Source organism: Companilactobacillus jidongensis (assembly GCF_003946575.1).
Lineage (GTDB): Bacteria > Bacillota > Bacilli > Lactobacillales > Lactobacillaceae > Companilactobacillus > Companilactobacillus jidongensis.
Genome location: NZ_RHOP01000018.1, coordinates 42539 through 60490, shown reverse-complemented (window position 1 = coordinate 60490; position 17952 = coordinate 42539). Strand labels below are relative to the sequence as shown.

The following is a 17952-nucleotide window of genomic DNA, read 5'->3' as shown; positions in this document are numbered from 1 at the left end:
AACTTCTTAACAAGCGACTCAATTAGTTTATCAAGAACCCAACATGATGTCAAGAACTTTTTAAAATAATTTTTCAATGACTATCAAGTTGGAAGCTCTCAAGCCGTTGTCGCCGTTGCTCTGTCGCAACAACAAATAATATATTACCAATTAGAATTGATGTATGCAAGTGTTTTTGCGAAAAAAGTTCATTTTTTTTGTTTTTCTTTCAAAATTGCTGTAATAGCTTCATTTATCCACTGCCCTTTTTGGTTTTCAATCGTCTTATAGCCTATTTTATTCTTATAATCTGTCCAAAAATGTTTGTGTAAAATAGGTCTTCCTACTTTTCTTTGCTCCAAAGCACGTATCGACAAACTGATTTTGCCGTTATATTCATCAATACCCATCACTACTACATTAACTTTGTCCCCTACCATATAGTTATTATCTATATTAGAAACAAATCCATGTTTCAATTCTGAAATATGGATCAGGCCTTGTTCCCCATTGTCGAGATTAACAAAAACTCCATACGGCTGAATTCCAGAAATAGTTCCGGATACTTTATCTCCAATTTTCATAACTTCCTCCATTAACTTTGTACTGAATCTATGCAACAATATATTGTAATAAACATTATATAACAGAAACTGGTGACGATATGAATAAAGAGACTTATGACATTACAATAATTGGCGGTGGCCCCGCTGGTATTTATGCTGCATATTATGCTCGTCTTAGAAAACTAAATGTAGCATTAATAGAAAGTTTACCAAAGCTGGGTGGTCAACCTGAAACATTATATGCTCAAAAGAACATTTATGATATGCCTGGTTATTCCAAGATATCTGGTACTGACGTAGCTAACAAATTAATTGAACAACTACATAATCTTAAATGTGATGAATATCTCGGAACATCTGTAACAGATCTCACACAGGAAGATGATATTTGGAAAGTAACTACTAATAAAGAAACTATCTATAGTAATGCGATTATTATTGCAATCGGTAATGGATCCTTCAAACCACGTAAATTAACGTTTGATTACGACAAAGCATTGGAGAAACATAATCTTAGTTATTTCGTTAATGATATGAATGAATATCGTGATATGGATCTAGCCGTGGCCGGTGGTGGAGATTCTGCCGTTGATTGGGCAATCCACTTGAATGAACTGACCAAACATACATCGATCATACATAGAAGAAACAGATATCGCGCAATGGAAACAAGTGTCGATGAATTAAATAACTCGAATGTCGAGCAACTCAATCCATATATTATCAAAGACGTTCAGTTTAATGCCAATGATAGTAGTAAGATCGATGTTAGTTTAAAGATGATCAAGTCTGAGGAAACCAAAACCATTACGGTTGATAAACTACTGGTAAACTACGGATTCATGTCTGACTCTAAAATTTTGCGCGATTGGAATATTGAATTAGAAGGTCCCTTCATTAAAGTTGGCCCAGAATTAGAGACAAACTTGCCAAACGTCTTTGCCATTGGAGATATTGTTACTTATCCTGGAAAACTTCAACTACTAGCAACCGCTTTTGCTGAAGCACCGATGGCAGTCACTAAAGCCCTACGTAATATCTATCCTGGTCGTGACTACTTCGCACACAGTACTTCATTATTCGAGAAATAATTTTAAATTTCCTATACCTTTTAAAGTTATTTTAAGCTAACCTGGTATAATATAGTTTAATTTGAAAATTTTGGAGTTGATTGATTGAGTTACATAATGAGTCTGGTCGACTTTATTCTGCACATTGATAGCCACATGGTCAATATCGTGAATAACTTCGGACTTTGGACATATCTTATACTATTCCTGATCATATTCATCGAAACAGGTGTTGTTATTCTTCCCTTCCTACCTGGTGATTCACTAATATTTGCGGCCATGGCTTTAGCAGCCAACCATAAATATGACTTATCAAGTATTGCGTTATTCTTCGTTTTTCTATTCGCTGCTGTTCTTGGAGATTCCATGAACTACGAAATTGGAGAACATTTCGGGAAGTTTGCCACCGAGAATCGATATTTGAGCAAACTAATAAACAAAGAACATCTGGATGAAGCACATGTTTTCTTCGAAAAACATGGTGGTAAGACAATTGCCATTGGACGTTTCATCCCTCTGATCAGAACTTTCGTACCATTTGTAGCTGGTAGTGGTACGATGCATTACAGAAAATTCCTTGAATTTAATGTAATGGGCGCATTTCTCTGGGTTCTAGTTTGTTCGTTGGCTGGTCATCTTTTCGGAAATATTCCAGCTGTTCAGGATCATTTTTCAATGATTATTCTCGGAATCGTACTTGTTTCATTAATTCCAATTTTAATCACTGCTTTAAGAAATCGTAAGAAAAAAGCTAATTAAGACAGTAAAAGAAGCTAAGACATTCAGTCCTAGCTTCTTTTTTTTGCTCTAAATTTCCAAATACTCAATCCTTCAAACAAAACGAAGAATAGTACGAAGCATTCAGTAAAGAATTCCTCAGGTAAAATATTGATTACTGGATCCTTGCCCGGGTCAAACAGCCAATCACTATTTCTAAATAATAACTCATGAAATACCACAAAAAATCCATCAAAATCAATTGCCATCAATATAACTAAGACTATCCCCATAATAGCGATATACTTGAATACCTTCTGAAAGTATGCTCGTTTCTTTCGTTGAAACCAGAGATATACTCCTGAAATAATGAAAACTCCAAAATTCAACATAAATAGTTTCTTGCAATCTGCAAAATGTAGTCTACCTGCGGCAGATGACTGAAAATCATCTAGTTTGAAAGTCGAATGAAAAGGATTGATCAAGTAATTCATCATCTGATTATAGTTGTGCATGACCCTGCCCGTACTCATATAGACTATCTGATCTAAATTAAATTGACCGATACTCAAATAAAAAATAGCATAACTGGCAAATATGGTTACAGTTATCGACAACGTTAGAATGAAAAAGGCCATAATTATCGTATAAAAAGTATCCTTCTGAAAATTAGACATTCCACAAATCGAGACTTTCTACTTGATAAGTTGGCTTTTTAGTTTGGGCAGCAATATCCTCATGTGTACTAACACCGGTATAAACCATCAAAGTATCTAGCCCGGCACTCAACCCACACTTAATATCAGTATTATAGTTGTCACCAACCATAATTGCGGTTGATGGATCAAATGCTTTAACAGATACAGCGAAGTCCACGATGTCACGTTCTGGCTTACCAATATATTTGGCCTTTTGCTGTGTTGATGTCTCAACTAATGAAATAACTGATCCGGCGCCAGGGACTAATCCACGTTCATTGGGCAAATTGGTATCGGCATTAGTTCCAATGAAGAATGCACCACGTTTGATTGCCAAAGTTGCTAACTCGAACTTGTGATAAGTAACATCGTAGTCCAATCCTACAATGACAACGTCTGGATCAACTTCATTAAGTTGCACTCCTGTACCAAAAATAGCACTCTTCAATCCATATTCACCAATAACATATGCTGAATGATTCTCAGGACCGTCACCAAACATCCCTTTGACATAATCGGCAGTTGCCAGTGATGGTGTAATAATTTGTTCTGCCGTTGCAGTTATCTGGTGATTATTCATCAAATTGTCTGCCACTTGTTGCGGTGTCTTAGTAGTATTGTTGGTCAAAAAATAATAATCCAAATTATTAGCATTTAGATTATCAATAAAAATTTTAGCTTCAGGGATCTTATCCTTACCACGATACATTGTTCCATCAAGATCAATTAAGTATGTTTGGTACTTTTTCATTAGCTCTTCTCACCTATTTTTCTAATTTTAAAATTGCGTGTTTTTGTAGGACTGTTAGTTTTTTTCTTATTATGAGTAACAGGCCGTTTTTTATTCTTGTGTATTTTTGGAGCATGCAAATTATTAGTCTTCTTATGGTTTGTACTGTGATTAGAATTGTGATTAGCATGAATTTTACCATTTTGCTTATGCGGTCCCCGTTGTTGACTGCGACGACGTTTGGCAATTGGTGTTTTCTTTTCTTTTTCCAATACAAAATAAGCACATCCGAAGTTACAATACTCGATCAAATAATCTTCTAAGTGAGAAATTCGATTATCGATTCCACTTTCTTTTCGTTCATCTTCATAGAAGCCCTTAAATCTAAGTTGATCGTATCCCCAATCTCCAACGATAAAATCATATTTATCCAATACCGTATTATATCGTTCTTCAACTTTTTCTTTGTCAAATCCACCATCATGATCTTCAACGATGTTGTACTTCTCACCATTGATGGTAATTAGTTGATCTGCCAAGACAATAACGTCAGCTTGCTTCGTAACTTCTTTTTCTTCAGGTTCTTGCAAAAATTTCACCTCACAATTTACAATGGATATTTTTTACTCAAATAATCTCCAAAGACATTTCTTAAAAACTTAGGATAAAGAATTTCATTTTGCCCAACAATCTCAATTGAAGGAAAATATGGTACAAACAAGTAATGATCCAGCAAAGCTAGGCTATATTCCTTGTCCATTTGTAATTCTTCACCGTTAATATAAACATTTCTCTTCTCGTCGATCGTGATTCCACGATAAACTAGTTCGCCAAATATCTTACCACGGAAACCCTGTCCTTTTTGCTGATGATTACGTAAATAAGGACGATTTTTTTCCATTTCCATGATTAGACGCCAGATATCCGCTCCACGCATGGTTGTTTTCATAGCATGAATTGCATGCGGCAGTATATCATGTAGGTCCTTTTCAGTAATTATACCCTTATGTAAACTTTCAAGAAATAACCCTGAACTAAGAACTCCTGCATCTGCTTGAGTATAATCCATGATAGCATCAAGTCCCTCTTCAATGACAGCATTATCTGCTTGAAAATCCTGGCTCATATCATGAGAAATATTGGCAACTTTCTTTTCGTCTAATAATTCTTCACCCTTTTCGAACTGTGTATCGATCCACCTTTGATCACTATCTAATTCAGGTAATTCTGACGTTTTCTGTGTAACAGCTTTTTTGTTAACAATCTTTCCGTCATCGTCCAAGATTACATTGATTGTCCCAACATAATAGCCATACTTGCCAGCTGCAGCTAGCAGAACCCCATTGTCCATTTCGCCATTCTTAAAAAGATGATGTGTATGTGCACCAATTATAATATCTATCTCTGGACGTTTTTTAGCAATCAATCGATCCATAGAAACTCCAAGGTGTGAAAGCAATATTATTACATCACACTTTTGCTTCTTCAATTCATTCAACCACTTAGGCAGCATTTCTTGAACCAAACGAATATCCCACCCTAATAATGGATAAGTCAAAATATAAGGAGCTGTGAATCCTAGAACACCAATTTTAGTATGAGCTTTTGTTTCTATTATAATGTAGGGTTTGACAAACTTGGCTAATTTTTGACTCTTCTTATCATATAAATTACCTACAATAATTGGAAAATTAGCTTTATCATACAAGTGATTCAAATCTTCTCGACTATTACCCAACCCTTCATTATTACCGATTGTTGCCGCATCATAATGAAGCTGGTTCATCCACTCAATGTTAGCTTGACCATTGGTCGCTTCACTCAGCGGATGAGCGCGATCCATCGCATCCCCAATATCAAATAGTAAAAATTCATCTTCAGTATGACTTTTTCTTGAATCATCAATGAAACGTTTTATTTTTGGAAAATTTTCAAAATGAGAATGTAGATCATTGGTGTGCATGATTTTTATAGTTTCCATACAAGCCCCTACTTTCTATTCAATTTTGCTATGTCGACTTTCTTCTTATTGTACATTTCCAAAACCTCTTCACCACGTAATGGCGAACCCCATGGTAAATTCTCTGACAAATAATCTCTTTCTGGTGCATCAACGCCAACATTGATATTTTCAGCAATTGGAACACTATAATGGTGAATGTGTCCATGTAAATTAATTATCTTATCGACTTTTCCCAACAACATCGGATAGTGTGTGCAATAGAATTGGTGATGGTCAAATTTCAATAGGGCACCGACATCTTCAAACGTGTATTTAACTTTTCCATCAGGCATTACCGGATTACGCTTGGCTAAAAACTTAAACAATTCTCGGTAATCATGGTTTCCTTTGATTAAAACAATATGTCCATTCAATTGTTTCAACATTGCATAAGTATCTTCATTAGTTGGTGTGTTCTGAGGACGCATTGAGATGTCCCCTAAGTGATAGACTGTATCATTATCATCAACTCGAGCATTCCAAGCATCGATCATAGCTTGATTCATTTGATCAACATCGCCAAAGTGCCTTGGTGCAAAGTTATTCGGTTCTAGTAATTGATAATGATAAAAATGAGTATCTGCTATAAAATAATTCATTGTTCAGCCTGATCTTCCTTTGAAATGATTTTATTTGCCTTTAGAATATCATTAAACGCTTCACTAATTCGACCTTCAGGCTTTTGCCATTCAATCCATTCAGACATATTCATTGGTGGTACGGTATAATTCTTGTTGACATAATCTTCATAAACAGCAACTGCAGATGAATGTGGAATATTTAGTTTGAGAATGCGAACCTCTTTAATGAAACCCAGTTCGGCCGCTTTTTCAGCCCGTCCATTCATAAGAACATTTGCCATTTCATAATACTTTGTGCCATCATTACGTGTAATCTGCTCGATAATATCGAGTGATAGTTGTTCATTATCCATTTTATTTGTACCTCACAATTATTACTATCTATTAAGTATATAATATTCAGTTCCATAGGGAGTTAATTATGAATCTTAGAAATAAATCTCTTTTTACTTTTTTACTAGCTAGCTTATTATTTTTCTTTGCTAGTGGTTTTACGGTTATCGGACATCGTGGTGATCCTATCAAGGCCCCTGAAGAAACATTCCAAAGTTTCAACACGGCCTTTTCAGAAGGTGCCGACTATGTAGAATTAGACTTACATGTTTCCAAAGATAACGTTCTAGTTGTATCACATGACAAGAACCTGGAACGAATTACCGGAACACCTTATGTTGTTTCTCAGCATAACTTCTCCGAGTTGAGTCAACTGACTCAAAAAAACGGTGAACCAGTTCATAGCTTAGATGAAGTCTTCGCACACTACAAAAATAATCCTAACGCAAAGTTTTTAATTGAAACAAAGAAAACCAGTAAGGGTAATCCTCAGAATATGGAGGAGCTTTTGAAAACTTGTGTTGATAAGTATGGCATGCAAAAACGTGTTATGTTCCATAGTTTTTCCACGAAAAGTCTACAAAACGAAGCTGAACTAATGCCTGACATCCCTCGAATCTTTATTGCCGGAACTATCAAACGAGTCAACTTCGAAGTATTGTCATATGTTACAGGTGTTAATCTTTCATCTAAAATCATCACACCGGAAATCATCAACACTCTCCATTATATGGGAAAATCAGTATATATATGGGATGAAATGAACGAAAGTCCTAAAAAATGGAATACGGTCATTAACATGCCGATCGACGGTGTGGTTACTAACTACCCTGCAACTGGTAATGAATATCGAAATCTCAAGGATAAGTCTAAAAGTCAGACAATAAATCAAAATGTCTACTATATGAGTAATAAAGACGAACCAATCTATGAAAATCCTTATCGTCTGATAAAAACGGATAAATCTGTTCATCCATTGGACGGATTTCATATAACTAATATCGTCAAATTTAACGATAAAGAGTATGTCCAACTGGGTGAGAACAAATTTGCTAACTCTGAAGGGTTCAATCCAGATTACGAATTAAGTGAACTACGACCATACTTTGGAGCAAAAGCCATCTATCGCAGTCAACAACCTAACAATTATTTATACGCTGAACCAAAGAAGTCGTCACAAATTATTGACTGGATGGACACCAATAAAGCTGAACAAATTCAAACTGTTGAAAAAAATGGTGGAAATACTTGGATCAAGCTCAGTGGTGGATGGATTCAAGCAAAATACGTTTTGATTCAGCTGGTTGATGAAAACTACCTTGGTAACAATAGTAAGCTGAGTTATCACAGCTTACCAGTTACTCAGAGGTTCAGAAACATTGATTTACTGGAAACAGAAAAATCATGGGAACCGGTTCAAAACAAACAGCTTCATAACACCATTCTCATAAGAAAACTGCAAAAATCTATTGCTCCATTTGTCTTCGATATTGAGAACGATTCCATAAATCACATATAATGACATTAGCTTATAGTAACAACGTTTGGTAAAATTTGGTAAAATGATTTATAAATGAAAACACTTCATGCGGAGGTTATAGATATATGTCTATAGATTGGGAAAAAGAGGTCGCACATCGTTCTGACGAATTGATCAACGACCTATCTGAATTAGTAAGCATCAATAGTCAACGCGATATCGAACACAAGACTAGTGATTATCCACTGGGACCTGGACCTGCTAAAGCACTACAAACATTTTTACATTTTGCAGATCGAGACGGATTCAATACTAAGAATGTCGACAATCTTGCCGGTAGAATCGAATTCGGCGATGGTGACGATACAATTGCTATTCTGGGTCACGTTGACGTTGTTCCTGAAGGACCGGGTTGGAAAACAGATCCATTTGAACCAGTAATCAAAGATGGTAACTTGTATGCACGTGGTGCAAGTGATGACAAAGGACCAAGTCTGGCATCATACTATGCTCTCAAAATTATTAATGAATTAAAACTACCAACTACTAAAAAAGTTAACTTGATTCTAGGAACTGACGAAGAGAGTGAATGGGTCGGTATGAATCACTATATGGAAAAAGAAACAATGCCTGAAACAGGTTTCTCTCCTGATGCTGAATTCCCAGTTATTAATGGTGAAAAAGGTATCGTTTCATTTAGAGTTAACTTTCCTACTCCAGAAGCTGGACTAGTTAAGAACTTTGAAGCTGGAATTAGACCTAATATGGTTCCTCAAAGTGCCACAGCTGAATTGGATTTAAATTTCAGTGATGTAGATACGATCAAATCAGCTTTTAATAAATTTTTAAGTGAAAATACTGATGTCAAAGGCACTATTAAAATTAACGATGAACTCGCTACACTAAATATGACTGGTAAAGGTGCACATGCCATGGAACCATTCAATGGTATCAACGCCGCAACTTATTTATCAAAATTTTTAAGTGATTTAGACTTAAATGACAGCCAAAAGCTATATTTTGACTTCATCGCAAATAACTTGCATTTAGATTTTGCTGGATCAAAACTTGGTATTCAAAATACTGACGAAGTCATGGGTGACTTAACTATGACTCCTGATATCTTTGTTCTCAATAACTCAGAAGCTAGCATCTTATTAAACATTCGTTATCCAAAGGGTGATACTGGTGACACATTGACCGAAAAAATCAATGCTGCACTTCCAGATGGTGTAACCGCTGAAATCGAAGGACATAATCAATTACCTCACTTCGTAGCAGCTAACGATCCACTAGTTCAAGCATTAGTTGGTGCATATCGTGATCACACTGACGATGATACTGAACCATTCACTGTTGGTGGTGGTACATACGGACGTATTCTCAAACATGGAGTTGCCTTCGGTGCAATGTTCCCTGGTGATGAAAATGTCATGCATCAACCTAACGAATATATCAACTTAGATAAGCTATTCAAAGCAACGGCAATTTATGCTGACGCCATTTATAGATTAATAAAATAGTCAATTAGCAAAAGTTCTGTGGAAGGTTCTTTCCATAAGAACTTTTTTGTTTTTGCACTTATTATAAAATTTTATTATATAATTGGTGTATGTAACTTTTTAAAGGGGCTTATTTAAAAGTGAAAAATTTATGGAATAGTATAGTTTCCGGCTTTAAAAGCATTAAAAGCTGGTCAGACTTTGCTACTAAAGCTAACTTAACCATCGAAGTAATTCGACGAATTATCATTTACACTATTGCAGGGATTTTCATTCTATTGAGTTTGGCTGTGGGACTTGGCATGGGATATGTTTCGGCATTGACCAACCAAGTAGCTGTGCCAACTAAACAAGAAATGAAGACTGAACTTCAAGATGTAAATAAATCAACTTCTTTGTATTTCGCTAATAATGAAAAAGTTGAAGATCTTCAAAAAGATCTAACTGGTAAAAGCATATCCTTATCTGAAATGTCGCCATATTTAAAGAAGGCCATAATTTCAACTGAAGATAGTGACTTCTATCGTCACAATGGTGTCGTTCCTAAATCTATTTTTAGAGCTATTATATCTGACGTTACTGGTATCGGTGCCCAAACTGGTGGATCGACTTTGACTCAGCAAACTGTCAAAATGCAAATGCTGTCATCGGAAACAACTTGGAAACGTAAAGCTGTCGAAATCTTCTTAGCTATGCGTGTCGACAAGTATTTCACCAAAAGTGAAATCTTACAATACTATCTAAATGCAGCGACCTTCGGTAGCAATAATAAAGGTCAAAACATTCAGGGTGTTCAAGCTGCCGCTAAGGGGCTATTTGGTAAAAATGCTGCTGATTTGAATCTAGCTGAATCTGCTTTTATTGCTGGACTACCTCAAAGTCCTTCAATTTATACTCCCTATACTACTGATGGTAAAATGGGCGGTAAATTGAAAGATGACTATAGTCTAGGTCTGAAACGTAAGGACATCGTTCTATATCGTATGTATCGTGATAAGCAGATAACCGATTCACAGTATCAAGCGGCTAAGAAATTTAATCTTGCAAAGGATTTCCAAAAACCCGCCAAGGCTAATAGTAAGACTATCAAATATGGATATGTCTATAACCTATTGACTGAACAAGCTAGAATTGTTTTGGTAAAACGTCTAGTCAAGAGTGATGGTCTTAAATACAGCGATGTCAAAAAAGACTCTAGTTTGCTAGAGAAATATACTGAGCAAGCTGATACTGAACTACATAACAAACACTACCGTATTGACAGTACCATCAATAAAGACCTTTATGTTGCAATGAATGAACAGGCTCAACAATACAAGGGAAATCTTGGTACGACGCACAATACTACAACTACCGATCCTAATACTGGTAAGACCATCAAAGTTACTGAACCTGTGCAAAATGGTTCTGTCTTACTAGATAATAAGACTGGACAAGTCCTATCCTTCGTTGGTGGTGTGGACTTCAAACAATCACAATTGAATCATGCTTTTGATTCAACTAGATCACCCGGTTCTTCTATCAAACCATTGATTACTTTTGCACCTGCAATTGAAAATGGCTTAATCGGTTCACAAACAATGTTGGCCGATTTCAAGACTAAGTTCAAGGGTTACTCACCTACTGATTACGGTTCAACAATTCAAAACCGCTTTGTTTCAGCTCGTGAAACACTTGAAGAATCATACAATATTCCTTCAGTTAATTTATACAATTATCTAAGAAACCAAGGTGTGGACTCAAGTAAGTACATGTCTGCGATGGGAATTGACTTAACTCAAAAGGAATATAGTCAACTAGGTATTACCCTTGGTGGTACTGCAACTGGTGTAACTGTTCTTCAACAAGCCAGTGCCTTCTCAACCTTTGCAAACAAGGGAGTTCACGTTAATCCATATGTGGTTTCTAAGATTACTGATCCATCTGGAAAAACGATCTACGCTCACAAGTCTGCCAAGAAGCATGTATTCAGTAAACAAACTTCTTATATCATTAAGAATATGCTTCACGGAGTTGTTACTAAAGGTACTGCCTCAGCATTGTCATATGAAGCAAACTTCAGTACCAAGAACTTATTTGGTAAAACCGGTACTTCCAATGACTATCGTGATAATTGGTTTATCGGTAGCACTGACGGTGTTACCCTGGCATCTTGGATCGGTTACGATGTTGTTGGTACTAACAATTACAACCTGGCAAGTAACTCTACTGATATTAATCAGGAATTATGGTCACGAATGGCAAATGCTGTCTATAAGCAAGATCCTGAAGTCATGAATGTCCATAAGCAATTCAAGAAACCAACTGGTGTCACAAGTTACAAGGTTGATAAAGAAACTGGTACTAAGACTGGTAATGTCAAGTACAATGGCATGACAGCTAGTGTCAATCAACACAAAACGACTTCGCTATATTACAAAGGAAGTCCTAAATCGATGTCATACAGTAACTTCGCTATTGGGGCTAAATCAAAGAATTATAAGCTATTCTGGAATAATTACTTTGGTCGTAGCAATGGCTATGGTGTTGTCACAACAGTTGGCGATACTAATAAGTCTGCCGATGAATTAGCTTCCGAAAACGGAAGCGGACGTACATCCGGATTCAGTAACAGCACTAACAGCAGCGACTCATCTGATGTTACGACTAACAATTACACATCAAACTCTACTAGTTCCACTAACTCGACAACAAGCAACGGTACCAGTGAAACAGGTACTGGATCAAGTGGTTCCGGAGGGACAGGCTCATCAACATCAACAGGTTCTTCTACTACTGGTGACACTACGACCTCAACTACCGAAACTGGCACCGGATCTACTGGCGATAGTACAAGTACTGAGCAAGGAACCGGTGGCGTAACTGGTGGAACAATTGGACAATAAAAAATCAAATCCTTCGGGGTTTGATTTTTTTATTTAAATATTTATTCGATTTAATGAGCCAGTAATGATAAAATGAAAACGTTATTCTTATTGTCAGAATTAAGGAGAATTATATGTACTTTAGTCCAATATTTTTACAAAACTCACTCTACGTGGTTGCTGCACTCCTGATTATTTTTATGATTGGCGTATCCATCTATAAGATCAGACACAACATCAAACTTTGGGATAAATCATTTACCCTGGCTCTCATCGTTTTGATTAACATCTGTTATTCACTGCTCGAAAGATTCATTGACTTACCTTACGAAATGAATTCGATCGTAACCGGCGGTCTTTCGTTAGTAGCATTTGGATACATCGTTGTAATTGTGTGGGAACTACATAAGCAGAATAAAATATCAAAAAGTAAATAATTAATATTACTGGGGGAAGTATCATGAACACATTTAGTAACGCAAGTGGTCCTGAATTAGCTAAGGATGTCATTACAATTGCTATAACTGTCTTATTGATCGTTATTTACGCAATTTATTTATTTTCAAAATGGAACAAACAAGAAAAGGTTCTTACGACAGATACAGTTCTTTTAAGCCTGATTGTGATTTATGCAATCTATACGACCTTTATTGGATTTGTCAGCATACCTGCAAGTCTTGAAATAGTTAACACAATCATTACCTTGATATTCATTATCGTCTGCATTGCCTTCATTTATCGTTCCGCCAAAGAACGACGTTCAACTAAAAAGTAAATACAAAATAAGCCGTCACTTCCAATTAAGAAGTGACGGCTTATTTTGTGTTCTGCAAATTATTTTGTTGATTCACGTTTTACGATTGAATATGGTAATTTAATCGTATTATCATCAATTGATTCTTGATTCATCATCTTAGTCAACAAACGCATGGCAACAGCACCAATATCATACAATGGTTCTTCGATTGAGCTCATCTTAGGACGAGTTACTTCACAAAGAATTGTATCGTTACTTGTAATTACTTCAAAATCATCTGGAATTTTTGTTCCAGATTTAACAGCAGAATTCAATAATCCTGAAGCCAATAAGTCTTCTGTTACGTAAGCAGCAGTTGCGCCACTATTCTTAACAGCATCCCAAATTGCTTCTCCAGCTCTAACTGAGTATTCAGCTTCAAATACCAAGTTTGATGAGAAGTTGATATGAGCTTTCTTCAAGGCTTTTTTATATCCGTCAAGACGGAACTTGCCATCAATAGGGTTCTCAAGACTTCCACCAACAAAGGCAATCTTCTTGTGACCATTTTGTACTAATTGATTTACAACACTGTATACAGCATCAGAAAAATCAATATTCACACTAGCTGTTTCGTTGTTCTTATCAACTGATCCAGCCAACACGATTGGTGTCTTAGAATTGGACAAATTACGTTTTAGCTTCTTTGATAATTGTTTGCCCATGTAAATCAAACCATCAACTTGCTTTGAAAGTAAGTTGTTCAAGATTTGTTCCTCATCACCAACTGATTCTTGCAAACTTGTCAAAATGATATTGTATTTGTACATTGAAGCAACATCATCAATACCTTTGGCAAGAGAAGCATAATACAAATCAGTGATGTCGGGTAAAATAACACCGATTGTTGTACTCTTCTTGCTGGCAAGTCCACGAGCCACGGCATTAGGACGATAGTTCAAACGATCAATAACTTCAAGAACTCTCTTTCTTGTTTCTTCTTTTACATTTGCATTTCCGTTAACAACACGAGATATTGTCGCCATGGAAACATTAGCGGCCTCGGCTACATCATATATTGTTACTACTTTTTTTTCCATTAATATCCACTCTCTCAAACAAATTTCCATTTAGATAACTCTAATTTATCAAAAGTTTTCACATTTTGCAAGCGGTTTCCATATTATCGTTGTAAGTTTTCATATTTTTTCAAAAAGAAAATCATTTTCAGTGATATACTTATACAAAATTATAAAGGAGTGTTTTTTCATGAAGAAGCAACTAACTGAATTACAAAATTACTTATCTCAAAATGGTTACGACGCTGCATATGTGTCAAATCCAACAGACATAAACTATTTTACTGGATTTTACAGCGAACCTGAAGAAAGAATTTTGGCACTTTTAGTTTTCCCTGATAAAGACCCATTTATCTTCGCCCCTCAACTAGAAGTCGAAGCTGCTAAAAAGGCTGGTTGGGATAAAGATGTTTTCGGATACTTAGATCATGAGAACCCATTCGAACTGATGGCTGGTCATATCAAGGATGCTGCTGGTACACCGGCTAAATGGTCAATTGAAAAAGATCATCTATCAGTCGACAAATTAGAATCGATCAAGAGTCAATTTCCAGATGCTGAATTCCCCGGAAACCTTTCACGTTATATGGAAAATGCTAAACTAATTAAAACAAACGAAGAAATCGAAAAATTAAAAGCCGCTGGTGCTGAAGCTGACTATGCCTTTGAAGTTGCCTTCAATGCTATTAAAGCAGGCCGTACAGAACAAGAAATCGTTGCCGAAATCGAATATGCCATGATGAAGAAAGGTGTCATGCACATGAGTTTTGACACAATTGTTCAAGCAGGCGCAAATGCTGCTAATCCACACGGTGGCCCTGAGAAGAATGCTCTTGTACCAAATGAACTAGTATTATTCGACTTAGGTACAATTCATGAAGGTTACATCAGTGATGCATCTAGAACAGTTGCCTTTGGCAAACCAGATGACAAATCATTGGATATTTACAAAGTTGACTTAGAAGCTAACTTGGCCGCCATGGATGCTGCTAAGCCTGGCATTACCGCCACTGAATTAGACAAAGTTGCCCGTGACGTTATCACTAATGCTGGTTACGGCGAATACTTCATTCACAGATTGGGACACGGTATGGGTACTTCGGAACACGAATTCCCATCAATCATGGAAGGCAATGATATGGTGCTCAAACCAGGTATGTGCTTTTCAATTGAACCAGGAATCTATATTCCACATGTTGCCGGTGTTAGAATTGAAGATTGCGTCTATATCACAGAAGACGGTTGCGAACCATTCACACACACATCAAAAGATCTTAAATATATCGACTAATAGGTACAAAAAAATCCATCAGGCACATGTCCGATGGATTTTTATTTGTATTTATTTATTTGAATCATTATCAAAGTTTTCAGATGCACCACTAGTTGCATCCTTATCTGAATCATCTGTTGCATTAGTTGTTTGTGATTCTAAATCTCCTTCATCGAAGACAATATTTGAAGCATCTTCATCTTCACGAAGTTTATCAGCTGTAGCAAGCATTTGTTCTTTCAAGGCATCAGTTTTTTCACTGAAGTTATTTACCAAGTCATTGTTGCCGGCAAAACCAACTCCACCGTTGTTAAAGTCACCACGAATAGTTTTGATATTTTCTAGTGCTGCTTGACCTGATTCGCTTGTCAAATACTTTGAGGCAGCGTAACCAGCCGCACTACCCAAGACTACTCCAAGTAAAAATTGATTATTTTTCATTACTATCTCTTCTTTCTTGGCATAAATTTGGCAATTGTTTTAACAAGAGTTGCTGCATTTCCAATTGTCATGATATTTTGTAATCCAAAACCAGTATTAGGCTTTTCAGCAGTAGCATTAGCTGACTTCTTACCTAGGTTCTCAACTGTATCAAATAGTGGATTCAACTTACTAGATTTACTGTTAACATCGTCCATCAATGTGTTCGTCTTATCCACTAATTGATTAGTTTGTTGCATGATGTCATCAGTATTCTTAGAAAGAACGGTAACCATCTTAGTTGTTTCTTTGATAGTATCTTGTAACTCATTCAATAACTTAGCTGTTGAAATAAGAGTTTTGGCTAAATATACTACCAAAGCTACAAAAGCCAACGCAGCTATAAGTCCTGCAATTTGTCCCAATGTCATATGTAATCCTCCTGTATACGCTCTCTTTAATTCTCGTACTTTATACTAGCATTATAACAATTTTACGGCAATTAATTACCAATTAATCCAACTTTGCCACTCGTCTTCTAGTTTTCTGATAGCACGACCTCGATGACTGATCTTGTTCTTCTCATCCATTGACATCTGCCCCATCGTTTTATCCATTTCTGGTAAATAAAACAATGGATCATATCCGAAACCATCATCGCCCTCGGGTAATGTTGCAATCAATCCCTTGACCTCACCTTCGACGATAAGGTCATCATCATTCTTAGGATTAGAGAATACCAATGTCGTAACGAATCTAGCTGTCCGCTTCTCCATTGGCATTCCACCTAATTCAGAGAGCAGTTTAGCATTGTTTGCAGCATCATTGTGATCACCCGCATAACGTGCTGAATAGATTCCCGGTTGACCAAACAAAGCGTCAACTTGCAATCCTGAATCGTCAGCAATCGTTGGTAAATTAAATTCTTGCATAACCGCATGTGCCTTTAACTTAGCATTTTCTTCAAAAGTAGAACCAGTCTCTTTAACATCTGGAAAGTTGGGAAAATCTAATAATGTTTTTAACTCGATCTCTGATTCGTCAAAAATTCTTTTGAATTCCTTAGCTTTGTTAGGATTTTTAGTAGCAATGATTATTTCTTTCATTTGTTATCTCCCACATTAACTAGACTAATTTCATCAACATCGATATGTAGCCATTCTTTGGCTAAACGTTCAAATTCATTGATGCCACCAGTGGCATGTAATTTGATGCTGCGGCTATCTTTGTTGTTAGTTAACAAGTGATTAGCTTCTAGATAATCTTTTACATAAGAGACTGTTTCAACGCCTGAATCAATTAACTTGATCTTGTTACCTAAGACCTCACGAATTTGTGGTTTGAGCATTGGAAAATGCGTACATCCCAATACTAACGTGTCAAACTTAGGATCCTTGTATGGACTTAATGTTTCAGCAATATTCTTCTTAGCTTCATCTGAATCAGCATTATCATTCTCAACAAAGGAAACAAATTTTTGAGCAGCAATTCCTAACACATCAACTGTTGGATCAGCTGCTGCAATGGCCTTACTGTAGCTTTTGGACTTAATGGTAGCCTCAGTACCAATAATTCCGACGTGTTTTGTCTTAGTGCTTAAGCTGGCAGCGACTGCACCTGGTTGAATTACACCAAACATTGGAATAGAAAATTCTTCCTTCAATGTGGGTAAAGCATTAGCCGTAGCAGTATTGCAGGCATAAATGATAACTTTTACATCTTGCGAGATGAGATATTTCACCAAGTCACGTGTATAGTCAGTAATTTGTTCCTTAGTCTTAGTACCGTATGGCATTCTGGCTTCATCCCCAATAAATACAACATCTTCATTAGGCATTTGTTTGATGACTTCTTTGGTGACGGTCAAACCACCTAATCCTGAATCTAATAAGCCGATTGGTCTTTTATCACTCATAATGCAC

At 36.4% G+C, this 17952-nt stretch carries 20 protein-coding genes; 8 read left to right on the top strand and 12 right to left on the bottom strand.

Annotated elements, in window-relative coordinates; translation table 11 throughout:
• Positions 1–188: 188 nt before the first annotated feature.
• The gene (locus EKM68_RS10850) at positions 189–563 is read right to left on the bottom strand and encodes a CvfD/Ygs/GSP13 family RNA-binding post-transcriptional regulator (RefSeq protein WP_125590654.1); all 375 of its coding nucleotides are present in this window, start codon (positions 561–563) and stop codon (positions 189–191) included.
• A gap of 80 nt (positions 564–643) precedes the next feature.
• Between EKM68_RS10850 and EKM68_RS10845 the strand changes: the two genes are divergently transcribed.
• Positions 644–1636, top strand: coding sequence for an NAD(P)/FAD-dependent oxidoreductase (locus tag EKM68_RS10845; RefSeq protein ID WP_125590652.1), 993 nt, complete (start codon positions 644–646; stop codon positions 1634–1636).
• A gap of 93 nt (positions 1637–1729) precedes the next feature.
• A complete protein-coding gene (locus EKM68_RS10840) occupies positions 1730–2374 on the top strand; it encodes a DedA family protein (protein ID WP_164509424.1) in 645 nt (214 codons plus the stop codon).
• A 29-nt stretch (positions 2375–2403) separates the two neighbouring features.
• On the opposite strand, the gene EKM68_RS10835 is transcribed toward EKM68_RS10840, so the two are convergent.
• From EKM68_RS10835 to EKM68_RS10810, 6 genes are read right to left on the bottom strand one after another with little or no spacing between them, the layout of a single operon-like run.
• Entirely contained in the window at positions 2404–3009 is a 606-nt protein-coding gene (locus EKM68_RS10835; protein ID WP_125590648.1) for a TIGR01906 family membrane protein, read from the bottom strand.
• Entirely contained in the window at positions 3002–3781 is a 780-nt protein-coding gene (locus EKM68_RS10830; RefSeq protein ID WP_125590646.1) for a TIGR01457 family HAD-type hydrolase, read from the bottom strand. The genes EKM68_RS10835 and EKM68_RS10830 overlap by 8 nt, the downstream gene beginning before the upstream one ends.
• Positions 3781–4350 (bottom strand): YutD family protein, encoded by a 570-nt coding sequence (locus EKM68_RS10825; RefSeq protein WP_225423001.1) that lies wholly within the window; start codon positions 4348–4350, stop codon positions 3781–3783. Before EKM68_RS10825 ends, EKM68_RS10830 begins: the two co-directional genes overlap by 1 nt.
• A gap of 17 nt (positions 4351–4367) precedes the next feature.
• Entirely contained in the window at positions 4368–5741 is a 1374-nt protein-coding gene (locus EKM68_RS10820; RefSeq protein ID WP_125590642.1) for a bifunctional metallophosphatase/5'-nucleotidase, read from the bottom strand.
• An 8-nt stretch (positions 5742–5749) separates the two neighbouring features.
• Positions 5750–6361 (bottom strand): metallophosphoesterase, encoded by a 612-nt coding sequence (locus tag EKM68_RS10815; RefSeq protein WP_125590640.1) that lies wholly within the window; start codon positions 6359–6361, stop codon positions 5750–5752.
• Positions 6358–6696 carry a hypothetical protein gene (locus EKM68_RS10810; RefSeq protein WP_125590638.1) on the bottom strand — a complete coding sequence of 113 codons (339 nt, stop codon included), beginning with the start codon at positions 6694–6696 and terminating at the stop codon, positions 6358–6360. Before EKM68_RS10810 ends, EKM68_RS10815 begins: the two co-directional genes overlap by 4 nt.
• A gap of 68 nt (positions 6697–6764) precedes the next feature.
• On the opposite strand from EKM68_RS10810, the gene EKM68_RS10805 reads away from it, so the two are divergent.
• From EKM68_RS10805 to EKM68_RS10785, 5 genes are all read left to right on the top strand, one after another.
• Positions 6765–8195 carry a glycerophosphodiester phosphodiesterase gene (locus EKM68_RS10805; protein ID WP_125590636.1) on the top strand — a complete coding sequence of 477 codons (1431 nt, stop codon included), beginning with the start codon at positions 6765–6767 and terminating at the stop codon, positions 8193–8195.
• A gap of 86 nt (positions 8196–8281) precedes the next feature.
• A complete protein-coding gene (gene pepV, locus EKM68_RS10800) occupies positions 8282–9679 on the top strand; it encodes a dipeptidase PepV (RefSeq protein WP_125590634.1) in 1398 nt (465 codons plus the stop codon).
• Positions 9680–9798: 119 nt separating this feature from the next.
• Positions 9799–12543, top strand: coding sequence for a transglycosylase domain-containing protein (locus tag EKM68_RS10795; RefSeq protein ID WP_125590631.1), 2745 nt, complete (start codon positions 9799–9801; stop codon positions 12541–12543).
• Positions 12544–12656: 113 nt separating this feature from the next.
• Positions 12657–12959 (top strand): hypothetical protein, encoded by a 303-nt coding sequence (locus EKM68_RS10790; protein ID WP_125590629.1) that lies wholly within the window; start codon positions 12657–12659, stop codon positions 12957–12959.
• A 23-nt stretch (positions 12960–12982) separates the two neighbouring features.
• Positions 12983–13297 carry a hypothetical protein gene (locus EKM68_RS10785; RefSeq protein WP_125590627.1) on the top strand — a complete coding sequence of 105 codons (315 nt, stop codon included), beginning with the start codon at positions 12983–12985 and terminating at the stop codon, positions 13295–13297.
• Positions 13298–13356: 59 nt separating this feature from the next.
• On the opposite strand, the gene ccpA is transcribed toward EKM68_RS10785, so the two are convergent.
• Positions 13357–14358 carry a catabolite control protein A gene (gene ccpA / locus EKM68_RS10780; protein ID WP_125590625.1) on the bottom strand — a complete coding sequence of 334 codons (1002 nt, stop codon included), beginning with the start codon at positions 14356–14358 and terminating at the stop codon, positions 13357–13359.
• Positions 14359–14527: 169 nt separating this feature from the next.
• On the opposite strand from ccpA, the gene EKM68_RS10775 reads away from it, so the two are divergent.
• Positions 14528–15628, top strand: coding sequence for a M24 family metallopeptidase (locus EKM68_RS10775; protein ID WP_125590623.1), 1101 nt, complete (start codon positions 14528–14530; stop codon positions 15626–15628).
• Between the two features lie 51 nt (positions 15629–15679).
• Here EKM68_RS10775 and EKM68_RS10770 read toward each other — a convergent pair whose 3' ends face one another.
• The 4 genes from EKM68_RS10770 to murI form a co-directional block, all read right to left on the bottom strand.
• A complete protein-coding gene (locus EKM68_RS10770) occupies positions 15680–16051 on the bottom strand; it encodes a hypothetical protein (protein ID WP_191987384.1) in 372 nt (123 codons plus the stop codon).
• Between the two features lie 2 nt (positions 16052–16053).
• Positions 16054–16461 (bottom strand): DUF948 domain-containing protein, encoded by a 408-nt coding sequence (locus EKM68_RS10765; RefSeq protein ID WP_125590621.1) that lies wholly within the window; start codon positions 16459–16461, stop codon positions 16054–16056.
• A gap of 75 nt (positions 16462–16536) precedes the next feature.
• Positions 16537–17136, bottom strand: coding sequence for an XTP/dITP diphosphatase (locus EKM68_RS13710; protein WP_125590619.1), 600 nt, complete (start codon positions 17134–17136; stop codon positions 16537–16539).
• Positions 17133–17945 carry a glutamate racemase gene (gene murI / locus EKM68_RS13705; RefSeq protein WP_125590616.1) on the bottom strand — a complete coding sequence of 271 codons (813 nt, stop codon included), beginning with the start codon at positions 17943–17945 and terminating at the stop codon, positions 17133–17135. Before murI ends, EKM68_RS13710 begins: the two co-directional genes overlap by 4 nt.
• Positions 17946–17952: the final 7 nt, after the last annotated feature.